Annotated in this window: 21 protein-coding genes and 2 riboswitches; of the genes, 2 read left to right on the top strand and 19 right to left on the bottom strand. The window is 51.0% G+C overall.

What is annotated here, in order from left to right; all coding sequences use genetic code 11:
* Positions 1–131: 131 nt before the first annotated feature.
* The 7 genes from AAIG11_RS12075 to AAIG11_RS12045 all read right to left on the bottom strand — a co-directional run bounded on the left by AAIG11_RS12075 (position 132) and on the right by AAIG11_RS12045 (position 6,149).
* Complete coding sequence (locus AAIG11_RS12075) at positions 132–947, bottom strand: beta-keto acid cleavage family enzyme (RefSeq protein WP_343186495.1); 816 nt, start codon at positions 945–947, stop codon at positions 132–134.
* Positions 948–1,085: 138 nt separating this feature from the next.
* The gene (locus tag AAIG11_RS12070) at positions 1,086–2,444 is read right to left on the bottom strand and encodes an aminotransferase family protein (RefSeq protein ID WP_343186494.1); all 1,359 of its coding nucleotides are present in this window, start codon (positions 2,442–2,444) and stop codon (positions 1,086–1,088) included.
* A 223-nt stretch (positions 2,445–2,667) separates the two neighbouring features.
* Positions 2,668–3,129: a DUF3870 domain-containing protein gene (locus AAIG11_RS12065; RefSeq protein ID WP_343186493.1), complete on the bottom strand. Its 462-nt coding sequence runs from the start codon at positions 3,127–3,129 to the stop codon at positions 2,668–2,670.
* Positions 3,130–3,286: 157 nt separating this feature from the next.
* Positions 3,287–3,490: a hypothetical protein gene (locus AAIG11_RS12060; RefSeq protein ID WP_343186492.1), complete on the bottom strand. Its 204-nt coding sequence runs from the start codon at positions 3,488–3,490 to the stop codon at positions 3,287–3,289.
* A complete protein-coding gene (locus tag AAIG11_RS12055; protein WP_343186491.1) occupies positions 3,487–3,696 on the bottom strand; it encodes a hypothetical protein in 210 nt (69 codons plus the stop codon). The genes AAIG11_RS12060 and AAIG11_RS12055 overlap by 4 nt, the downstream gene beginning before the upstream one ends.
* 157 nt (positions 3,697–3,853) lie before the next feature.
* Positions 3,854–3,958, bottom strand: a riboswitch (cyclic di-GMP riboswitch).
* 150 nt (positions 3,959–4,108) lie between these two features.
* Positions 4,109–5,056 carry a pseudouridine-5'-phosphate glycosidase gene (locus AAIG11_RS12050; protein ID WP_343186490.1) on the bottom strand — a complete coding sequence of 316 codons (948 nt, stop codon included), beginning with the start codon at positions 5,054–5,056 and terminating at the stop codon, positions 4,109–4,111.
* A gap of 124 nt (positions 5,057–5,180) precedes the next feature.
* Positions 5,181–6,149 carry a carbohydrate kinase family protein gene (locus AAIG11_RS12045; RefSeq protein ID WP_343186489.1) on the bottom strand — a complete coding sequence of 323 codons (969 nt, stop codon included), beginning with the start codon at positions 6,147–6,149 and terminating at the stop codon, positions 5,181–5,183.
* A gap of 155 nt (positions 6,150–6,304) precedes the next feature.
* Here AAIG11_RS12045 and AAIG11_RS12040 point away from each other — a divergent pair, with 155 nt between their 5' ends.
* Entirely contained in the window at positions 6,305–7,834 is a 1,530-nt protein-coding gene (locus AAIG11_RS12040) for a PAS domain-containing sensor histidine kinase (protein WP_343186488.1), read from the top strand.
* Between the two features lie 162 nt (positions 7,835–7,996).
* On the opposite strand, the gene AAIG11_RS12035 is transcribed toward AAIG11_RS12040, so the two are convergent.
* From AAIG11_RS12035 to kal, 4 genes are all read right to left on the bottom strand, one after another.
* Positions 7,997–8,770, bottom strand: coding sequence for a hypothetical protein (locus tag AAIG11_RS12035; RefSeq protein ID WP_343186487.1), 774 nt, complete (start codon positions 8,768–8,770; stop codon positions 7,997–7,999).
* 41 nt (positions 8,771–8,811) lie between these two features.
* Positions 8,812–9,468: a YczE/YyaS/YitT family protein gene (locus AAIG11_RS12030; RefSeq protein ID WP_343186486.1), complete on the bottom strand. Its 657-nt coding sequence runs from the start codon at positions 9,466–9,468 to the stop codon at positions 8,812–8,814.
* A gap of 41 nt (positions 9,469–9,509) precedes the next feature.
* A complete protein-coding gene (locus tag AAIG11_RS12025; protein WP_343186485.1) occupies positions 9,510–11,837 on the bottom strand; it encodes a bifunctional diguanylate cyclase/phosphodiesterase in 2,328 nt (775 codons plus the stop codon).
* 292 nt (positions 11,838–12,129) lie between these two features.
* Complete coding sequence (kal, locus tag AAIG11_RS12020) at positions 12,130–12,549, bottom strand: 3-aminobutyryl-CoA ammonia lyase (RefSeq protein WP_343186484.1); 420 nt, start codon at positions 12,547–12,549, stop codon at positions 12,130–12,132.
* A gap of 87 nt (positions 12,550–12,636) precedes the next feature.
* Positions 12,637–12,830, bottom strand: a riboswitch (Lysine riboswitch).
* Positions 12,831–13,020: 190 nt separating this feature from the next.
* Between kal and AAIG11_RS12015 the strand changes: the two genes are divergently transcribed.
* Positions 13,021–13,173, top strand: coding sequence for a lmo0937 family membrane protein (locus AAIG11_RS12015; RefSeq protein ID WP_283408792.1), 153 nt, complete (start codon positions 13,021–13,023; stop codon positions 13,171–13,173).
* A 39-nt stretch (positions 13,174–13,212) separates the two neighbouring features.
* Here AAIG11_RS12015 and AAIG11_RS12010 read toward each other — a convergent pair whose 3' ends face one another.
* The 8 genes from AAIG11_RS12010 to AAIG11_RS11975 form a co-directional block, all read right to left on the bottom strand.
* On the bottom strand, positions 13,213–13,800 hold the full coding sequence (locus AAIG11_RS12010; RefSeq protein WP_343186483.1) for a DNA-3-methyladenine glycosylase I: 588 nt from the start codon (positions 13,798–13,800) through the stop codon (positions 13,213–13,215).
* A gap of 48 nt (positions 13,801–13,848) precedes the next feature.
* Complete coding sequence (locus tag AAIG11_RS12005; RefSeq protein WP_343186482.1) at positions 13,849–14,340, bottom strand: TspO/MBR family protein; 492 nt, start codon at positions 14,338–14,340, stop codon at positions 13,849–13,851.
* A 28-nt stretch (positions 14,341–14,368) separates the two neighbouring features.
* Positions 14,369–14,782 (bottom strand): S1 RNA-binding domain-containing protein, encoded by a 414-nt coding sequence (locus AAIG11_RS12000; protein ID WP_283408789.1) that lies wholly within the window; start codon positions 14,780–14,782, stop codon positions 14,369–14,371.
* Between the two features lie 116 nt (positions 14,783–14,898).
* Positions 14,899–15,201, bottom strand: a complete 303-nt coding sequence (locus tag AAIG11_RS11995; protein ID WP_343186481.1) for an FtsB family cell division protein — start codon at positions 15,199–15,201, stop codon at positions 14,899–14,901.
* Between the two features lie 60 nt (positions 15,202–15,261).
* Positions 15,262–15,507 (bottom strand): RNA-binding S4 domain-containing protein, encoded by a 246-nt coding sequence (locus tag AAIG11_RS11990; RefSeq protein ID WP_343186480.1) that lies wholly within the window; start codon positions 15,505–15,507, stop codon positions 15,262–15,264.
* A gap of 102 nt (positions 15,508–15,609) precedes the next feature.
* On the bottom strand, positions 15,610–15,888 hold the full coding sequence (locus AAIG11_RS11985; protein WP_283408786.1) for an HU family DNA-binding protein: 279 nt from the start codon (positions 15,886–15,888) through the stop codon (positions 15,610–15,612).
* 131 nt (positions 15,889–16,019) lie between these two features.
* Positions 16,020–17,123 carry a MazG family protein gene (locus tag AAIG11_RS11980; RefSeq protein WP_343186479.1) on the bottom strand — a complete coding sequence of 368 codons (1,104 nt, stop codon included), beginning with the start codon at positions 17,121–17,123 and terminating at the stop codon, positions 16,020–16,022.
* A 122-nt stretch (positions 17,124–17,245) separates the two neighbouring features.
* The gene (locus tag AAIG11_RS11975; protein WP_343186478.1) at positions 17,246–18,847 is read right to left on the bottom strand and encodes a putative polysaccharide biosynthesis protein; all 1,602 of its coding nucleotides are present in this window, start codon (positions 18,845–18,847) and stop codon (positions 17,246–17,248) included.
* Positions 18,848–18,943 lie beyond the last annotated feature (96 nt).

Here is an 18,943-nt window from a genome sequence, read left to right as displayed (position 1 = left end):
TTCATTTTCTTGACTGTTTGTTTTCCAGCCGCCTTTCTATGATCATGACTTCTCAGACAGCTGTTTAACACCGTCCAGAAGTCTTCGATCCACGTTGAATCTTATGGACTGCCGTTGGATTGCCTGGTTAATCAGATCAAACCCAGTATCTGTCGGGCTTCGTCCGGCGTGGCAATTTCTCTTCCCATGGATTTGGCGATGTTCAGCACCTGCTGCATCAACAGCCGGTTACTGGCCGGTGTTTTATCCGGCATGACCAGCACATCTTCGAGACCAGTGCGCACGTGGCCTCCCATGGCAATGGATAGGGCCAGCATCTGCACCTGAGCTCTTCCCACTCCCATGACACTGAAGGTGGACCCCTGGGGAAGGCTTTCAATCATATGCATGAGATTTTTGGGGGTTCCCGCAATGGAACCAGGAACATTCATCACCAGATTGAAATGGAGCGGGGCCTTCAGAACCCCTTTTTTCATCAAAAACTTGGCGTTATCAATCATGGCCACATCAAAGGCCTCAATTTCCGGTTTCACATGGTGTGCTGTCATTTTGTTGATGAGATGCTCAATGAGGTCCGGCGGGTTGGCATTCACCCCATTGGGAAAGTTGGATGAGCCGGTGGAGAGACTGGCCATTTCCACATTCAGGTCCAGCATCTGGCTGCGCCACTGGGCTGTGTTGCCACCGCCTCTGGCTCCTGTGGATACCTGCCGAATGAGGGAGACGCCTTCTTTCTCCATGATGTCCAGTACTTCCCCGAAAATCGACCGGTCGCAGGTGGGTCGCTGCTCTTCGTCTCTCACATGAATGTGGGCTATGGCGGCTCCCATGGCTTCGCACACCTTCAGATCTGCCACTATTTCAGCCGGTGTCACCGGTGTGGTGGGATTCAGCTCTTTTGTTGGCACATTCCCTGTGGGGGCAATGGTGATAATCAATTTATCCATTCAGAATTCTCCTCCATTCACTCGCTTCAATTGTCGGTTCACTCGCTTCAACTGACGTGCTTTGTGCGCAGACTGACTGGCGATGATGAACCGACCGGCCATCAACCCTTGACCTTATTCCCTGATGACCGTCTCCCATTAGAGGAGTTCCTCACAGGTTTTGGCAATGGCTGTGTGCAGACCTTCCATCAATTCATCCACCTCTTCCCTGGTGATGGTAATGGGTGGTGCCAGCAGGGTATCGTCTCCCCGGCTGCCATCCACCGATCCACCACCAGGATAGGGAACCAGTCCCGCATCCAGGCAATTGATCGTGAACTTACCTTTGCAATTGACTGCAGTGTCGAAGGGTTCTTTGCTTGTTTTTTCTTTCACAAATTCAATTCCCATCATCAGGCCTTTGCCCCGAATATCTCCCACAATGGGATACCGGTACAGCTCTTCGAGGCGTTTCCCAAAGTATGCGCCCTGAAGGTCGGCATTGGCCACGTAGCCTTCCCGTTCAATAATCTCCAGTACCTTCCAGGCAATGCCGCAGGAAAGGGGATTGCTGGCGTAGGTATGGCCGTGAATAAAATTACCGGAACCTTTTACCATGATGGTGTCAAATATTTCTTCGTTGCAGACGGCGGCTCCAATGGGTGTATAGCCTGAGCTCATGCCTTTGGCACAGGTGATGATGTCAGGCACCACCTGGTAGTGGTCGGAGGCAAAATGTTTACCCGTACGGCCAAATCCCGCCATGACCTCATCCATAATCAGCAGCACATCGTATTTGGTGCAGATCTCACGTACCATATCAAAATAGATTTTGTCAGGATGAACTCCCGGTATGGCCGACCCCACCACAGGTTCTGTAATAAAGGCAGCAACAGATGCCGCACCCTGCTTCAGAATTTCTGTTTCCAGCGCCTGGGCTGCCAGCCGGCTGGTTTCTTCCAGGGTGGCTGCATTCCAGGGATTGCGGTAATGGTAAAACTGAGGGATCTTGGGAAAATCAATGAGCATGGGCTCATAAATCTGCCGGCGTCCCGGAATACCGGTCATGGAAAGGGCGCCAAGGGTATTGCCATGGAAGGAGTTCCATTTGGTGATCACCTTCCATTTGGGACTGTCTTTACCATCCCGCTCCACAAAGTACTGGCGGGCCATTTTAATGGCGGTTTCTGTCGATTCCGAACCGCCGGAGACAAAATAGACGTGGTTCAAATCTCCCGGCGTCCATTGGCACACTTTTTCAGCGCATTTTTCAATGGTGTCCACCGTCCACCGGGACAGATGAGTAAAGGCCACCCGCTCCATTTGTTCTTTGGCGAAGGCTGCCACTTCTTTGTTGCCGTGGCCAATATTGGCGACGGCAGATCCTGAACAGGCATCAATGTACCGCCTGCCATCCTCACCCACAAGGTATACACCTTCTCCCCGTTCAATTCGGGGATACTTCCAGTTCTGGTTTCGATAAAACACATGGTTCTTTGGCGCTTTGTTCTGACTCATGCATTTTCCCCCTTTCTGATGCTTCGTCTAACCATGAAAAAGGTTCATAAAGACGACAAAAAATCCAGCAGAACAGGTTCTGGTGGCTGCTGCCCATTGAATAGGGTGACAACAGCGTAAACCAGATCCTGTATTACTGGATTTCACTCACTTTTCCATGATGGGGTGATCATCATGGATGTCAGTAAAGCAGCAGATCAGGCGATCTTATTCAGTTCTTATTTCAGGATTCTTTGTCGTTTAATACCGGTTCTGTGGACTGCCCGGAGTTTTTCCACTGAAAGTACCGCTCAATGGAGCCTTTGACGGCCACACAGACAGCTTTTTGAGCCAACCCATGGTAACGGCTTCGTATCAGCTCCACAATGGCCTCTGATTCCTCTTCGTGGACATTATGGCCCTGCAGCACTGCTTTCAGAAACTCTCGGGCTTCCCGGGTGAGCAGCGTGCAGGAAACATCCAGAATTTCACCGGTTTCCTGGTGGATAATGAGTCCAATCCCCACCACACGATGCATGGTTGCCGCCGGAATTTCGCCCGGCAGTTTGGCGTAAGAAATGAAGTAGACCGTCTCTTTTGGATAGGAGTTCATTTGCTTCACCACCGTTGCGAAATATTCGAAAGATTCTTGTTTAAAATTATACACATCTTCACATGATATTTCAATAGAAGAAAACGTTTTCATTTCAATATTGCCCTGAAAACGTTTGTATTGCAAGGAAAAAGGCAAAAAAAACAGGAATAATCCGAAAACGGTTAATCCTGACGATTCTTTCATTCTTTTTTTTAAGGTGCTTTTGACGCAATGTGGTTATTTTTGCAGAAAACAGCCTCAGCCCGAGTCATTGTGCCCCGATTTGCATCGATTCAAGTTGTTCCACTTCCACCGGCACGCAGGTAACCCCCCGACGTACCAGCACTGAAACTTTGTCCTGGGTTAACCGGGTGCCTTTGGTTAATAAGAGTAAACCCACATCATTATAAAGATCTTCTGATAAAACCATGCTGCCGTCACATTTGTCAATGGGAATCCGTTCTTTTTTCATGCATTGTTCCTCCTCCATGAGCTCTCCCTGCTGTCCATTTCGCGAACGGGAATTCTGTCAATCCCCATTGCTGCCAGTGTTATTTTTAATCCCGGTGTCAGATGCGTTCCTGCCGGCACAATCACCACGCCAAAAGGGTTCATCAAGTGTTCGGCTAAGCACATATTCTCATCACACGCAGCTGTTTTCAATATCCGTGTTCCCATGATCCAGTTCTCCTTATCTCATCTTTGATGGTATCAGAACCAGCATCTGTCAATGAAGTATATGCAAAGGTTTTCCCTGGAGATGTGCAAAAAGCGACCCGTAGTGAAAACGGGTCGCCGGATGTGACTCATATCATTGGTGGCACTGCCACCAGTCCCAGGCAACCCGACGATCATATTCCCCTCCCCTGGTTCATTGGCTGGGAACGTAGACTCGTGGCTTTGCGTCACCGCCTTTCGGACGGTTTTGCCATTTTCAGACTATTGAACTCAACTCCAACTTTTTATAATTGGTGCCGGAGTCCTATCTTATGTCAACATTATACCATGGGTTTGTTCCTTTTGTAAAGGTTTTCGTCCAACAATTGTGAATTTCCGCTCATTTTAATGGGCTCTCTGCATACTGGTTGCTTTATTCGGCAGCCTGCGTCTCCAGTGACGCATAGGCCGCTGCCAGGTGAGCCGCCACCCGGGCATTATGATACACCAGCTGCTTGTTTGCTGCCAGACTTTTACCTTCAGTTGCCCTGTGCAGCCAGGCGAGAATGAAAGGCGTGATTTCTTTTCCCCGAACACCCTGTGCCTCAGCAGCTTCAACTGCTTCGTCGATACTCTTGCCGATGAGCACCGGATCCATTTCATATGCTTCTGGAATGGGGTTGGCCACCACCATCCCACCCTTTAAGCCCAACCGCCATTTCAGCTGCATGGCCCGGGCGATTTCCTTCACATCCTCGACACAGTCGTCCACTCCATAGCCGCTGTCCCGCACATAAAATCCTGGAAATGCTTGGGTTTGATAGCCAACCACCGGCACACCGTGAGTTTCCAGCACTTCAAGGGTGAGTCCGATATCCAGGATTGACTTGGCACCGGCGCAAACCACTGCCACCGGGGTTTGTGCCAGCTCCATCAGATCTGCAGAAACATCAAAGGTTTCCGAGGCTCCCCGGTGAACCCCGCCAATACCCCCCGTGGCAAATACCCGAATGCCTGCCAGACTGGCACCGATCATGGTGGTGGCCACAGTGGTGGCACCATCCAGTTCTTTGGCCACAATCATGGGCAAGTCCCGGCGGCTCACTTTTCGAATACTGCTGTTTTTCCCCATATAGGTCAGTTCATCTGCGTTCAGTCCCACACGAATTTTTCCACCAATAACGGCGATGGTGGCCGGCGTAGCACCTTCCTGACGGATCATCGTTTCAGAAGTCTGCGCACTTTCAATGTTTTCGGGATAAGACATGCCATGGGTGATAATGGTGGACTCCAGAGCCACCACCGGTTTGCCCTGCTGAAGCGCTTCTTTCACTTCCGGTGCAATGACCAGCCGATCTTTTAATAGCTGATTCGATTCCATTTTCATCAATCTCCTTTGATCGTTCCTGAAAACAGCTGTTGCGTCAGCTGCCTTTCATGGATTTTTTTACCTTCACACCGGCTTGCATGAAGTTGAATTCCCCCTCATGCAATCGGCTGCTGCTTTATGTGGCCTTCGTTGTCAGCTTGTCTTTAAGGGCGTTGACTGTCTCCACAGACATGTCTTCGCTGACGGTGTGCCTGCTTAAAAGGGCCACTGCCGACGCCCGCACTGCAAATCTTGCAGTGGCTGCCATGGACCAGCCCTGAAGGTCACCATAAACCACGGCGGCCGTAAAGGCATCCCCTGCACCTGTGGCATTTACCGGCTGCAGGGGAATAGCGGGTGTCATGCCCTGCAGTGCTTCATCAGCATAATACACCCCCTGCTCTCCCAGGGTAATGAACAACTTTTTCACACCTTTGTTCAGCAGGCGGCGGGATGCTTCTTCCAAATCAGTCTTGCCGCTGATGGTCATCCCTGCCAGGTATCCCGCTTCCAGGCGATTCATTTTGATACAATGGAACTGGCCTGTGAGCATTTCCATCCGTCGGCATTTTCCGATGGAGACGGGATCAAGATAAATGCGTTTTTCAGGCCACCGACCCACCAGCCATGCCATGGTTTCGGTTGTCAGCCCGGCATCTGCCACAATGACAGCGGCTTTTTCCAGCAACGGTTCGCAGGTTTTCAGATGGTCCACTTTCAGCCGGTCCAAAATACGCATATCTGAAAGAGCCAGGGCCATATCTCCCTGCTCATCCATCATGGCCATATAGGTGGAAGAAGGATGATCTGCCACCTCCAGACTGCATGTCAGATCGATTCCCAGTTGCCGGCAGGATTCACGGATCTGGGTGCCGCCGGCATCATCTCCAATGGCTGTGATGAGGTTGGTTGAGATCCCCAGACGCACCAGATTTTCTGAAATGTTACGGGCCACGCCCCCCAGACATGATTCGATGCGGCCCGGGTTTGAATCCCGCATGCGAAGGGTTTTGTCGGTAAATCCCAACAGATCAATATTGGCAGCGCCGATGGCTGCCACGCAACTGCCCATGCCCATTCCTCCCCTTGTTGTAACTACTGTCATCATACCCTATTTTCAACACTCATGTCATCTGATTCTTATCAGATGAACCGGATTGCGCTGAATACCCGGCCACATTAAAAACGTCATGTCTTCCCATCCCTCAATTGCCCAGGTTCATTTCTTCATGTACAATAAGAGTGATCTTTTACCAATACATGAAACGGGGAATTTTCATGCCCAAGAAATCATCTTCAAGCCTGCGGCAAGCAATCCTGCGCTGGTTCATTCTGCTTCCATTGCTGCTCACTGTCATATTGCTGGCTTTTTTCATCGGCCTCTATGTACATGTCTTTGGCGTCCTTACCATGGAACGTTTTTCCCAGGTCTTACTGGAGAGCCTGCTGACTGTCCTGCTGGTGGTGTTGGCAGTGATCACTGCTGCCGGCGTGATCATCAACCGCCATTTTCGCCACATTGACCAATTGCTTCAGGAATTTGCAGCCTTTTTTTCTCAAGCAGCCACCCAGCCGGTTCAAATCGACGTGGCTGCTATCCCCTACCGGGAGTTGAAAACCATTGCACTAAGTGCCAACCGCCTGGTGATGGAACGGGACCGGCTCATGGCCCAAACCCAGGACAATGAAGAGAAGCTGCGTCAAATCACCGAAAACATGGACGAAGTTTTTTGGCTGGAATCAGCTGCTGAAGCAAAAGTGCTTTATGTCAACCCTTCTTTCGAACAGGTCTGGGGCCAGAGTTGCGACGCCCTGTATGCTGATCCCGCCATCTTTTTAAAGAGCGTTCACCCAGATGACCGGACTCTGGTTTCCCTTGGCAGCGATCGGCAAATGGAGCATCCTTTTGAGCGTGAATACCGCATCTGCCGCCCCAATGGCGAAATCAGGTGGATTTTTTCACGCTTCATTCCCGTTCGCAATGAGGCCCATGCAATTGTGCGCTATGCAGGCATCGCCCGGGATATTACCTGGCGTCGTCAAGCAGAGGAAGCACTGGTGAAAGCCAAAGAAGCTGCTGAATCTGCCAGCCAGGCCAAAAGCCGTTTTCTTGCCAATGTGAGCCACGAATTGCGGTCACCTCTCAATGGCATCATTGGTTTTTCCCAACTGTTGGACCTTGCCGATCTTCCCCCTGTGGAAGCAGAGTATGTCTATCATCTGAAATCCTCAGCCGAATCACTTCTTCATCTCATCAATGATCTGCTGGACTTGTCAAAAATGGAGGCGGGCAAGCTGCAGCTGGACCCCCACCCCTTTCATCTGCCTTCTTTTATGAAAGACACCCTGGCACCCTTTCAGATCACTGCCGCAGAAAAAAAGGTGACCCTTGCGCTAACCCTTGGCCCAGATATTCCCGAATGCTTGGAGGCAGACACACTGCGCCTGAAGCAGATTGTGAATAATCTGTTGAGCAATGCCCTGAAGTTCACCCACGAAGGAAGTGTTCAGGTTCATGTGCAGGCAACACCGCTGAATAACAGCCGCTTTACCCTGGAGCTGCGGGTGACAGATACAGGCATTGGTATCAACCCGCAAGAGCTGCAGCGTCTGTTTGATCCTTTCGAACAGGCAGACACTGCCACCACCCGGCAATATGGCGGCACTGGTCTGGGACTCTCCATCACCCACAAGCTGGCCCGCATGATGCAGGGAGACCTTCAGGCTGAAAGTCAGCCTGGCAAAGGCAGCTGCTTCACCTGCCGAGTGGAGATGGGTCAGTGCGAATAAAAAAACCGCCTGGGCGGTTAAATGTTGAAGACAAAGGAACTTGGCCAGGCCAGCAGGTTCCAGTCTTGTGTTTTTTTAGTCGAAATTCTCGAAAGCAGCACCTGAACTCACTGCGCTCAAACAGCAGGCGCTGAGGGTTAGGTGGTTGTTCTTAATGAACTCCTATTGACCCGACTGCTTTTTTTGATGGCGCAGGGTTAAAAAAACCATGCGCAACCGCACAAAGATCACCAGCACGAAAAAGATCACCATCACACCGCTAAAAAAGACACCCCAGGTGAATCCGCCAGAGGCGTTTTTTTCGCTGTCCGTCATCTCCGGATCACTGACCGCCTCTGCTGCCGGTGGCGCTGCTTCCTCCCATGGGACAGGGCCATCGGATACATCCACATCCTCCAGCAGGCTGCGCCGGGCGAAAACCTGCTCGCCGTCAAAATAGAAATCGTTATGACGTCCGTTGGTGTTCACGTAATACTTCAGGGCGGCCAGATCCCCCCGTCCGCCTGTCTCTTCTTCATAGTACAGGGACAGGGTACGAAAATGACCACTGTCGGCCCTGGCCATATACCAGGCGGGGCGGTATGCTTCGCCTTCCCGGTCCAGTGACATGATGGCAAAGTCCCCCACCTGGGGGCTTCCGTTTTCTGAGGTCATACCGAAGTAAGTGAAATGCCTGTCCACCAGAATGGTATCTGCTGAGGCTTTTCCCTGAAAGGTGCGAATGACTTTCACATCCAGTTGCGTTTCCCCTGCGCCGGTGATTTCTCCCAGCAGCAAGACAGTCTGTTCACCGTGAAGCATTCTGTAAAGCGCATCGGCAGCCACAACGGACTGAACCGAAATGACAAGAAAGGCCACAATCATGCACAGGGTGAGTTGAAACTGCTTCCTCTTTTGGATTTTTGCCAGGTTGCTTTTATGAACCTCTACTGTCAATCAGATCCCTCCATCTTCAATGTTTGACTGATTGAAACCATTTATGATTTTTTCAGTTTTCTTCCCAGTGCTTTCAAATCTTCGTCCACATACGTATGGCGAACGCTTTTCACATCAAATCGCAGCAAACGGAAAGATAACTGCACCACCGGCCCTGTGAGAACTGCTGTAATGACCGTTCCCAGACCCACGGTGCCGCCCAGCAGCCAACCGCCAACAAGGGCAGCCCCTTCCAGCAGGCCGCGAATTGTCCCCACTGAACGGCCGGTGCGTTTCAAGAGAGCCACCATCAAGCCGTCCCGTGGGCCGCAGCCCATGCCGGCACCAATATAAAGGACACTGGCAAGGCCGATGACAAACAGCCCGGCCACCATTTGAATCACACCGGTTAAAAAATGCTGCATGTGGGGCACCAGCCCGTTGAGCATGAGAAAATCGATGAACAACCCGATCAAAACCATATTGCCCAGTGTTCCCCAGCCAATGCGTTCGCCGGCAAAAAAATCGATGGCCACCACTGTCAGGCCCACCAGAATACTGGCCTGACCCATGGTCACTCCCAGCACATTGGAAAGGCCCTGGTGAAACACATCCCAGGGTGCCAGCCCAATATTGGCATGAATGGTCATCACAATGCCAACGGCAAATACAAAAAGACCAGTCAACATGCGCAATGTGCGCACGATATAGTGCTGCATGCCATCATCTCCTGCTTCAGATTTTCATCATCCCATGGGGATCAGTTGCTTTCATTTTCCAACCGGCTGAAGGCTTCTTCCGGTGACAGGGGTCGGGCAAACCAGTAGCCCTGCATCTGGTCACAGCCTTTTTCTTTCAGCCGCTCCTGCTGTTCAGCCGTTTCCACTCCTTCGGCGATGGTGTTCACCCGCATGCCCTGGGCCATGGTAATGATCGTATCGACAATGGTATCGGCATGGGTATCTTCCACCATCTGGTTGATAAAAGACCTGTCGATTTTCAGGGTATCAATGGGAAACTGGGTAAAATAGGCCAGAGAAGAGTATCCGGTGCCAAAATCATCAATGGCAATTCTGACGCCCATGGCCTTCAGTTGGCGCATTTTGGCCATTTTTTCCTGAACGCCCATCATGGCAATCCGTTCTGTGATTTCCAGCTCCAGGCAGTGAGCCGGCAGGCCAATTTCCACAAGGATTTCCTGCACCATGTTCACAAAAGAAGGCTGTTCAAACTGAAGTGCCGAAACGTTCACAGCCACCACCAGCCCCTCATGCCCAGCCTCATGCCACTCCCTGTTCCGGCGGCATGCTTCGCGCATCACCCACCGTCCGATTTCAATGATGTAACCGGTTTGTTCAGCCACATGAATCAGCCGGTTCACCGGCAGCGAATGATACCGTGGATGATGCCATCTCAGCAATGCCTCGTGGCCGGTGATCTGTTCGGTGTCAAGGCGAATCACCGGTTGATAGACCAGTTTCAGCTGGTTTTCTTCCAGTGCATGAAAAAGCTCCCGTTCAATATCCTGTTCTTCTTTCAAGGTTTCTTCAAGGCTTTCATTAAAAAGGTGGACGCCATTCCCACCCTTTTGCTTAATGAACAGCTTTGCCATGGTGGCCCGGTTCATCACTTCATCCAGTTCCCGGCCGGGCTGAAAGCTGCAGGTTCCCACGCTGGTGCGCAGCATATACTCGTTATCCTTCAAAGTCAGCAGTGTGTTGCAAGCCTCCCAGAGCCGCACCACCCGTTCTTCGAAGGCGTCTTCATGCTGTTCTCCCAAAAGCACCACAAACTCATCTCCAAAATGCCTGGCGGCACATTCCCCAGGCTGTAGGAATCGCTGAATTCGATCTGCCAGAGTGAGCAGCACCTCATTCCCCAGCTCATACCCGCTGATGCTGTTGATCCGCTTAAAGTCGTCCACAGACACAATGGCCAGGCCAGTGACTGCCTGGTGTTGTTGAAGCTTTTCCAGCTTGTAGGGAAGGTCCAGCAAAAATCCATGGTAATTGTTCAAATTTGTCAGGGGATCCTGGTAAGTCAGGTGTCTGATCTTCACCAGCATCTGGTTGAAGCTGGCTGCCGCCTGCCCCACTTCATTGGCAATCTTTTCATTGGCCCGTACATTCAAATTACCTGCCGCAGCTCTTTCAAAAACCGCCTTCATCTCAAGAATGGGGCGGGAAAGCGTTTCAGAGTAGGCCAGCGAGAACACCATCACCAGTACCAGGCCCAACCCGATGGCTGCCAGCACCCCCCGGGAAACAGCATTCACCTCCTGGTACATTTCAGCTTCCGGTATGGAAATGATAAAGGTCCATCCCGGGGTGTAGGGTATGGCCTGGTGCAGCGCCACCATGGCAGTACCCGCTTCATGGTAACGCTGGAGGCCGGACGCCTCCGTTACCAAAGCTTCGCTGATGTTCATCTCTTCACCAAATATTTCTGCCGCTGCCTGACGAAGGGTTTTTGTCGAATCCGGATGAGCCACCACCATGCCGTGCTGGTCCACTATCCAGCTGTAGCCGGTTTCCCGAAGGTTCACACTGCGCACAATGTCGTTGATGAACTCAATTTCAACCACTGCATTGATCAGGCCCACGGTTTCCCCGTTTCGCCGCACAGCCTGGGAGACAATGGTGATGGGTTTACCTGTTTCCACATAAGGGCTTAGAAAAGGACTGGATATCCATGTCTCTTCGCCTTCCAGAAAGATTTTTTGATACTGCTCCTGCTCTGAAACATTCACCACCAGCCCCCGGCTGGTGATGCCGCGTCCGTCGGGCCAGACAACGGTCAGATTGCGTTCAATGTCTTCCAGCACCATTTGGGGCAAAAAAGGATCTATCTGCTGACGATCCATGGACTGAATCACTTCTGACTGAGCCAGCATGCGTACCTGGTCGATATATATTTTCAGCTGCTTGCCCACTTCATTGGCTCTGGCATCGGCAATTTCCATGTACTGAGCTTCAATGACCGGCGGCAGTTTTCTCAGGCGCTGTTCTGTGAAAAAGCCCAGACCTGCAAAGAGGATCAGGGCTCCCAGTAACAGCCATGCCAGCATCTGTATGCGAATAGATTTCATGAATCATCAAGTCCTCAATTCTTTCCTTTTTTTACCGCCCAAGATTTCTCAATAGAAGCCCTGCCGTTGATCTTCGGGACAATCGGCGGCGCATGTGTCCATTATACCATATTCCTGGTGACAGGTAATCTATTTCAACCCCCTCCCTAAGCTGCCGGCAGGGGTTTCTCTCTGTTAATTATATCCACCGCATTTTTGCGTGCACTGTTTCTATTGCCATGAAAATGACCTGCTCCACTGAGCAGGTCATTTTCATGCCTTTTTCATCAGACAAGCCGGCTTATCAGGTTAACTACCGCTGAAAGGCCGGGTCCTGCGCGCCCCGCTGCAGTTCCTTTTTCACCACCATCACACCGGTGGCAGTTCCACAGAGAATCGGTTCTTCCAGCACTTCTGCCGCTGATTCAGACATGCCGGGGTCATTGACCAGTTGAATCACTTTGTAGGCTTCGAATTTCGCCTTTCGAGAGCTGTTGCCCATTTCTTCGATCCATCCGTGGTATTCCATGAAATCCCCTGCGTAAATGGGTGCCAGGAAATCCACCTGCTCATAGGCTCTAAAGAGGCCTTCATCGCCGTCAAGACGAATCAGCAGTTCAGTGGCCACATCTCCAAAAAAATCAAGGATTTTCGAACCATTAACCAGGTCACCTGCGTAGTGGGCATCGGCGGTACTCATGCGGGTGCGAATGATAACTTTTTCTCCGATCATGTCATTTCCTCCTGTTCCTGTTTTCATTTTTCCATTACTGCCAGCGGTCAGTTCATCAAAAAACGCCATGACAACAAGGAACTTCCTTGCATGCATAGCGCTCCATACCCTGGCTGGCAGCCAGTAAGCATGACAACAGAAGAAGTCTGTCTCCTTCTGTCAGGCATCCGCCGGGTCACCTGCCAGCTGCCTTCGGCAACGACAGCCTTCAGAGAAGCCTTCGAAGGTGACCCTTCTTAACATGCTTCCCTTACCCTGCCGATTGCACCTCTATTCATCTATCCTGTTGTCCACGGGCTTTCACGGTCATTATATGACAGCCCGTCACCGACTGTCAACCATATCAGGTTTCGGTGAACATGTTGGGATTTAGGTAGTCGCCATCCTGCAACTGTTTGATCACCCTGTCTTCCGGGTAATAACACCTACACCGTCAATGGCGATTTTCATCAAAGAACAGGAGTGACCTCCATGCTAAAATTCATTTTTATTGTCCTTTTTGTGTTATGGCTTTTGGGAATGGTTTCCAGCAACACCATGGGTGGGTTTATCCACATTCTGCTGGTGTTGGCTGTGGGTGCCGTTCTCATTCGAATCATACAGGGCCGTAATCCCTTTAAGTAATGGGTGTGGATTGTTCAATCTGATGCCCTGACCTTTGGGTCAGGGTGTTTGCCGTTTGAAGCAATGTGTCTGATGATCGTTCACCAGGCCGATGGCCTGCATATGGGCGTACATGATGGTGGGCCCCACAAAGGTCATGCCCCGCTTTTTAAGGTCCTTCGAAATTTCCACCGATAATGGTGTCTGTGCGGGAATCTCTTCAAGATGCTGAAAACAGTTGATCACCGGCACATGGTTCACAAAGCCCCAGATGTAATTGTCAAAAGAGCCGAACTCCCGCTGAATCTCCAGAAACACCCTGGCGTTCTTCACCGCAGATCTCACTTTCAGCCGATTGCGAATGATTGCCGGATTTTGGAGCAGTGCCTCGATTTTAGATTCATCATAAGCGGCCACTTTTTCCGGCTCAAAGTTATCAAAGGCCTGGCGATAGCCTTCACGGCGCTTGAGAATGGTCGCCCAGGATAGACCTGCCTGCGCTCCTTCCAGCACCAGCATTTCGAAATGCTTCCTCTCATCATGAAGGGGAACGCCCCATTCTTCGTCATGATATGCCACATAAAGAGGGTTTTTCAGATCCACCCAGCCACAGCGGGGAAGGTCACGTCCATGGTCATGGCCTGCCATCATGCCACTCCTTTCATGTCGGCGTGTTCAGCAGCGTGTCAGTATTTTTCAGTTGATGCCCCGGTTTAGCCACCAGGTGGCTCCGTTAAGATATCCCGCAAACAATACCCACGCCAGATAGGGCAGCATTAGATAAGCTGCCAGTTTGTCAATGGTGTAAAAAAGGAAAATTGTCAGGCCGATTACAAAAAGGAGCAGCAGCAGTTCCACAAAAGCAACTCCCCTGAAATTCAATGTAAAGTAAAGGTACGGCCATAGTAGATTAAGTCCCAGCTGTACAAAGAACACAGCCAGCGCCCGCTTCACCTCGCCCCGCTGAATACCCGCTGAAAAAACCCGAAAAGCCGCGATTCCCATCAATGTATATAACATTGTCCAGACTGGACCAAACACCCAGCCCGGAGGCGATAAAGGCGGTTTAGCCAGCTCTGTGTAGATTGTACTGTATGGCCGGGTCATGAGATCCTCCCCTTCAAAATCACAGATAACAGCAGGGTACAAAAAACCACCGAACACATAGAATTCGGCGGCTTCACTCATCTTTGATGCCTGTCACTGATCAACCGGTTTAGACACCTTTTCCAAAACCGTTGCCGCGACGGGTGGGTTTCATGCGACTTTTTGCACCCTGCATTTTTTCGTCGCTGTCTTTCATAAACTTGCTGATTTTGTCATCAAGGGTCAGAGAATCGACGCGCTGGGGTGCGCCCCATTCCAGTTCTGCCGGTGCGGGGGTCTTCTTCTTTCTTTCGGCCGCCTGGCGTATGGACAAACTGATCTTGCCATCGCTGCCAATGGCCAGCACCTTGACTTTGACCTTTTCCTTGTCACTGATATAATCCCGGATATTTTTGACGTAGTCGTCAGCCACCTCCGAGATATGTACAAGGCCTGTTTTGCCTTCTCCAAGATCGATAAACGCCCCGAAATTGGTAATGCCTGCAACGGTACCTTCGATAATCTTTCCAACCTCAACCGGCATAAACTGTTTACTCCTCCTTGTTATATGATCCCACTATCTTACAACTGTCATTATAGCACATTTTCTGTAAAAAAGAACCTTCTATTTTCCGGATTTTGCTCAGAAATCCATCCAATTCAATCTTTTCCATGCTGAATGTCCACAAGCACCCACTCATCTTCTTTCACCATCTTCAGATTCTTTCGGGCAATGGATTCAATATAGGCATCATCGGTGATGTTCTCCAGTGTTCCCCTCAGCCGCTGAATTTCCTTTTCCAGTTCATCGATTCTGTCCTGTATCTGTTGTTCTTCTCTGGCAAGATTGCGGCTTTCCTGCTCTTGCATATACCAGGTGCGCAGACTGGAGAAAACCAGCAGCAGTAGAAACAGCCAAAGGATTTTTCGGCCAAAACTGGATTTTCGACGGCGTTGTTTCATGGGAACCGCTCCTTTAATCCGGCAGCATCCGCATCGCCGCCAGGTTTAATGACTGGTAGGTTACTCTTTGATCAGACGATAGAGACTGTCGGCTTCTTCTTTTTTCACATGCTCTGTTACCTGCAGCACTTCCACCTCAAGGGGCGGCTGGCTGATGGCCAGGGTGAGCCGGTCACCCACCGCCACCTCACTGCCGGCTTTTGCTGTTTTTCCATTGATGACAACCAACCCTTTATCACAGGCCTCCCGGGCAATGGTGCGACGTTTGATGATCCGGGCGACTTTCAGGTATTTATCGAGACGCATGGCTTCCTCCTCATAACAACAAAATCAGGCCTAGGCCTGATTTTATTGCATCCTCTGTCAGTGTCCCGCTTCAGCAGTTTTCATCAGGACAAGGTTCACAATTTATCCGTTAATTTTTTCTTTCAGTGTTTTACCTGCTTTGAAAACAGGTGCCTTGGAAGCCGGAATATCAATCACTTGGTCCGGATTTCTGGGGTTTCTGCCTTTTCTTGGCTTTCTTTCACGAACATCGAAGGTGCCAAAGCCCACCAGTTGTACTTTTCCACCTTCAACCAGTGTTTCTTCAACAGTCTCCATAAAAGCGTTCAGGGCTGTTTCTGCATCCTTCTTGGTCAGTCCGCTCATTTCTGCCATTTTTGCTACTAATTCCGCTTTGTTCACAAAATCCCCTCCTTAAATATTTAGGAAAATGATACGATTCCTTTGCTGTCTATCTCACCAGAGCGGCCCGGTTCTTCACCTTCCGCTCAACTGGTTTAAATGTGTTCCGCGCCGCTGATTCCCTGATTCACTCAAGTCTGTTCCCGGCGGGTCTTTTCTTTCGCCTTTTGGATCGCCCAAATAGCTTTCACATCCTCCGGTGTTTCGGCGGTTTCATCACCGAAGACATGGGGATGTCTGAAAATGATTTTTTGGGTGATGCCATGAATTACTTCATGCATGGTAAACGCGCCCCGCTCTTTGGCAATCTGACTGTGAAAGACTACCTGCAGCAATACATCGCCCAACTCTTCACACAAGTCATCATCATCGCCACCGTCGATGGCATCCAGCACTTCCTGACTTTCTTCTGTCAGATAAGGTTTTAGGCTCTCATGGGTTTGTTTTCGATCCCAGGGACAACCATCGCTGCCACGTAGTTTTTCCAACATGTCCATAAGATGATTCATATTATAATGTATTTTAGAAAACCTGTCAACCCTTGCAATATAAATACTTGTAAGGTAATCGAGGTCTTTTTGATGATCCAACTGGTACAGTGGAATCTCTCGCACCTCTTCCACCCCAACAACTCCAGCACTTTTAATGACCTTTATCGGTTGTTCGGCATCGTAATAATGCATGAGGCCCAATTTCAGTTCTGAGGCCACGTAGGGATCATAGACCTGGGTGATGATCACATCCATGTTGGTGTCGGGGGGCTGCTGGTGAAAAGACAGGGCATCAATGAGCATGAACCCATCCACAGGGTCGTGATCAACGAGGGGGAAAATGACATCCAGAAAGCTCATGGCTGGCAGGATTTTCAGGGTGATGTCCGCCGCCAGGGCCGGCGTTTCTTCCTCAGAAACGGCCTGCAGGGCTTTGCGCAGCAGCCGGACAGTTTCTTCTGCCACATTGGGGTGGCCGGGCACAGCGTAAAGCAGATCCCCTTCTGAAGATAAGGCCAGTACCTGACGCACAATTTCCCGGTAAACATCTTCAAAGTTCTCTTCCGTTTCATAGACATGATCGAAGGTTTGAAAGTGGATGCCCTGGGCCTTCAGGTCTGCCACCAGGGGATGTTTTTCTGTGCGCAGGCGAATGGACGGGTGGGCTTTCAACAGCTGCCATGTTCCCAGAGGCAGCTGCTCCAGGGCACCTGGCCCCAAGCCGGCGATGGTGAGGGTGGGCATGACAAAAACCTCCTTTGCGGGTTCATCAGCTTACTTTCTGCTTTCAGCAAAGCTTCCAGTTCATTAACAGCAACGATTTTGACGTCCTTTCTTTTCTTCAGTCCTAATCCGTCAGCCTGACCTTATTGCATCAATTTCAGCTTTCGAAACAGAGCCGCCATTTGCCGGCCTTTGGGAAGCATGTCAAAGTCACGTTCTTCCAGTGAGTTGGTTTTTAAAAGCATGAGGCCGTAAACCAGGGCACCAGCGCTGACAGCAGCCAGCACAGCCAGGGTATTACCGGTAACGGGCTCCATCACCCGGTGAAGGCCATAGGCCACAGTTGCCATCACGCCCACACAGAGCAGCGGTTTGTAAACCATTTGAGTTCTGTCCAGTTTCAGGCCCGTTAAGCGTTTCACCGCCCGGAGATTGAGGATAAAGGCCACAAAATAGGCAGTAACGGTGCCAATGGCGGCACCTCTCACGTGGAGAAAAGTGGCGGTGAGAGTATAGGTGATCACCAGTTTAAAGAGAGCACCGGTCATCAAGTTGCGTACCGGGATATCGGGGCGTCCCAACCCCTGAATAATGCCTGTCAGGGTTTGAAGCTGGGTGAGAAACAGGACCGCAAAGCCCATGATAAACATGATCTGCCCCAGAGAAGCAGGTTCAGCCGGGAAGAGCATGCGCATGATGGGATCGGCCAGTGCCACCAGGCCCGCTGAAGCCGGAAGCCCCAGCATCATACTCACCCGGAACACGGAAGCGCTGTCTGCCCGCACACTGGCCCAGTCATCTCGGGCGGCAGCGTCTGAGACAGCGGGCACAATGCTCATGGCCAGGGCAATGGTGATCACCTGGGGCAGATTCACCATGGTGGAAGCCATGCCCTGAAGCTGGCCATAAAGGGAGTTGGCCTGCTCATAAGTGTATCCGCTGGCCTGGAGCCGACGCAAAACAATAGCGGTGTCCAGCATGTTAATAAGGGGCATGACAGCGGCTCCAATGGCAATGGGCACTGCAATCTTCAGCACGTTCCTGATAATGGCAGGGGTGGATTCCGGTTCCATTCCCAGCTGATCCGTCACCGGGAAGGTTTCGCGACGACGGCGCCGGGTGTAAAAATAAATCATAAACCCCAGGGCAGCCACACCGCCGGCACCAGCCCCCAGAACAGCGCCGGCTGCAGCAATGGGTTCACCCATTGTCCGCAGCAGCAGAAAAGCAAGAGAAAGCCCCACCACCACTCTGCCCAGCTGCTCCACCACTTGCGACAAGGCAGTGGGTTTCATGTCTTTCATGCCCTGAAAATAACCTCGGTAGGCCGCCAGAATTGAGATGAAAAAAATGGTAGGCGCCAGTGCCAGCACTGCGTGATAAGCCAGCGGACTTTCAAAAACCACATCCACCAGATAGCGGGCTCCAAAAGCCAGCAGCAATGAACCTGCCAGCCCCAAAAAAGTGAGCAGTTTCAGAGTGGTGAGAAAGATGGCATGGGCATGGGCGTGCTGTCCTTTGGCTTTTTTCTCAGACACCAGCTTTGAAACAGCAGTGGGAAATCCAGCATAGGTGAAGGCCAGCAGAAAATTGTAGACGGTGTACCCCACCTGGTAATAACCCATGCCCTCAGACCCCATGGCCCGACCCAGGGGAATACGGAACAGCGCTCCCATAATTTTCACCAGAATGCCTGCGGCTCCCAGAAACATGGCGCCCTTCAAATAGGTTTCCTTTTTACTCATGATGTGTTTCCTCCCAAGGCAGCCATCGACACGACGATGGATTAACCGCAGTAAAAACCGACAGTGGTTTGCCAGCCCCTTGGCCCACACACCACT

It is taken from the genome of Anoxynatronum sibiricum (assembly GCF_039414295.1).
GTDB classification, from domain to species: Bacteria; Bacillota; Clostridia; order Peptostreptococcales; family Tindalliaceae; genus Anoxynatronum; species Anoxynatronum sibiricum.
The sequence above is the reverse complement of the archived record's forward strand: the minus strand, read 5'-3'. Positions and strand labels throughout refer to the sequence as shown.

Bases quoted from the DNA above. Each gene is read 5' to 3' on its own strand.
- AAIG11_RS12075 (WP_343186495.1), bottom strand. From the start codon at position 947: ATGGATAAATTGATTATCACCATTGCCCCCACAGGGAATGTGCCAACA.
- AAIG11_RS12070 (WP_343186494.1), bottom strand. From the start codon at position 2,444: ATGAGTCAGAACAAAGCGCCAAAGAACCATGTGTTTTATCGAAACCAG.
- AAIG11_RS12065 (WP_343186493.1), bottom strand. From the start codon at position 3,129: ATGAAAACGTTTTCTTCTATTGAAATATCATGTGAAGATGTGTATAAT.
- AAIG11_RS12060 (WP_343186492.1), bottom strand. From the start codon at position 3,490: ATGAAAAAAGAACGGATTCCCATTGACAAATGTGACGGCAGCATGGTT.
- AAIG11_RS12055 (WP_343186491.1), bottom strand. From the start codon at position 3,696: ATGGGAACACGGATATTGAAAACAGCTGCGTGTGATGAGAATATGTGC.
- AAIG11_RS12050 (WP_343186490.1), bottom strand. From the start codon at position 5,056: ATGGAATCGAATCAGCTATTAAAAGATCGGCTGGTCATTGCACCGGAA.
- AAIG11_RS12045 (WP_343186489.1), bottom strand. From the start codon at position 6,149: ATGACAGTAGTTACAACAAGGGGAGGAATGGGCATGGGCAGTTGCGTG.
- AAIG11_RS12040 (WP_343186488.1), top strand. From the start codon at position 6,305: ATGAAACGGGGAATTTTCATGCCCAAGAAATCATCTTCAAGCCTGCGG.
- AAIG11_RS12030 (WP_343186486.1), bottom strand. From the start codon at position 9,468: ATGCAGCACTATATCGTGCGCACATTGCGCATGTTGACTGGTCTTTTT.
- AAIG11_RS12025 (WP_343186485.1), bottom strand. From the start codon at position 11,837: ATGAAATCTATTCGCATACAGATGCTGGCATGGCTGTTACTGGGAGCC.
- kal (WP_343186484.1), bottom strand. From the start codon at position 12,549: ATGATCGGAGAAAAAGTTATCATTCGCACCCGCATGAGTACCGCCGAT.
- AAIG11_RS12015 (WP_283408792.1), top strand. From the start codon at position 13,021: ATGCTAAAATTCATTTTTATTGTCCTTTTTGTGTTATGGCTTTTGGGA.
- AAIG11_RS12010 (WP_343186483.1), bottom strand. From the start codon at position 13,800: ATGGCAGGCCATGACCATGGACGTGACCTTCCCCGCTGTGGCTGGGTG.
- AAIG11_RS12005 (WP_343186482.1), bottom strand. From the start codon at position 14,340: ATGAGTGAAGCCGCCGAATTCTATGTGTTCGGTGGTTTTTTGTACCCT.
- AAIG11_RS12000 (WP_283408789.1), bottom strand. From the start codon at position 14,782: ATGCCGGTTGAGGTTGGAAAGATTATCGAAGGTACCGTTGCAGGCATT.
- AAIG11_RS11995 (WP_343186481.1), bottom strand. From the start codon at position 15,201: ATGAAACAACGCCGTCGAAAATCCAGTTTTGGCCGAAAAATCCTTTGG.
- AAIG11_RS11990 (WP_343186480.1), bottom strand. From the start codon at position 15,507: ATGCGTCTCGATAAATACCTGAAAGTCGCCCGGATCATCAAACGTCGC.
- AAIG11_RS11980 (WP_343186479.1), bottom strand. From the start codon at position 17,123: ATGCCCACCCTCACCATCGCCGGCTTGGGGCCAGGTGCCCTGGAGCAG.
- AAIG11_RS11975 (WP_343186478.1), bottom strand. From the start codon at position 18,847: ATGAGTAAAAAGGAAACCTATTTGAAGGGCGCCATGTTTCTGGGAGCC.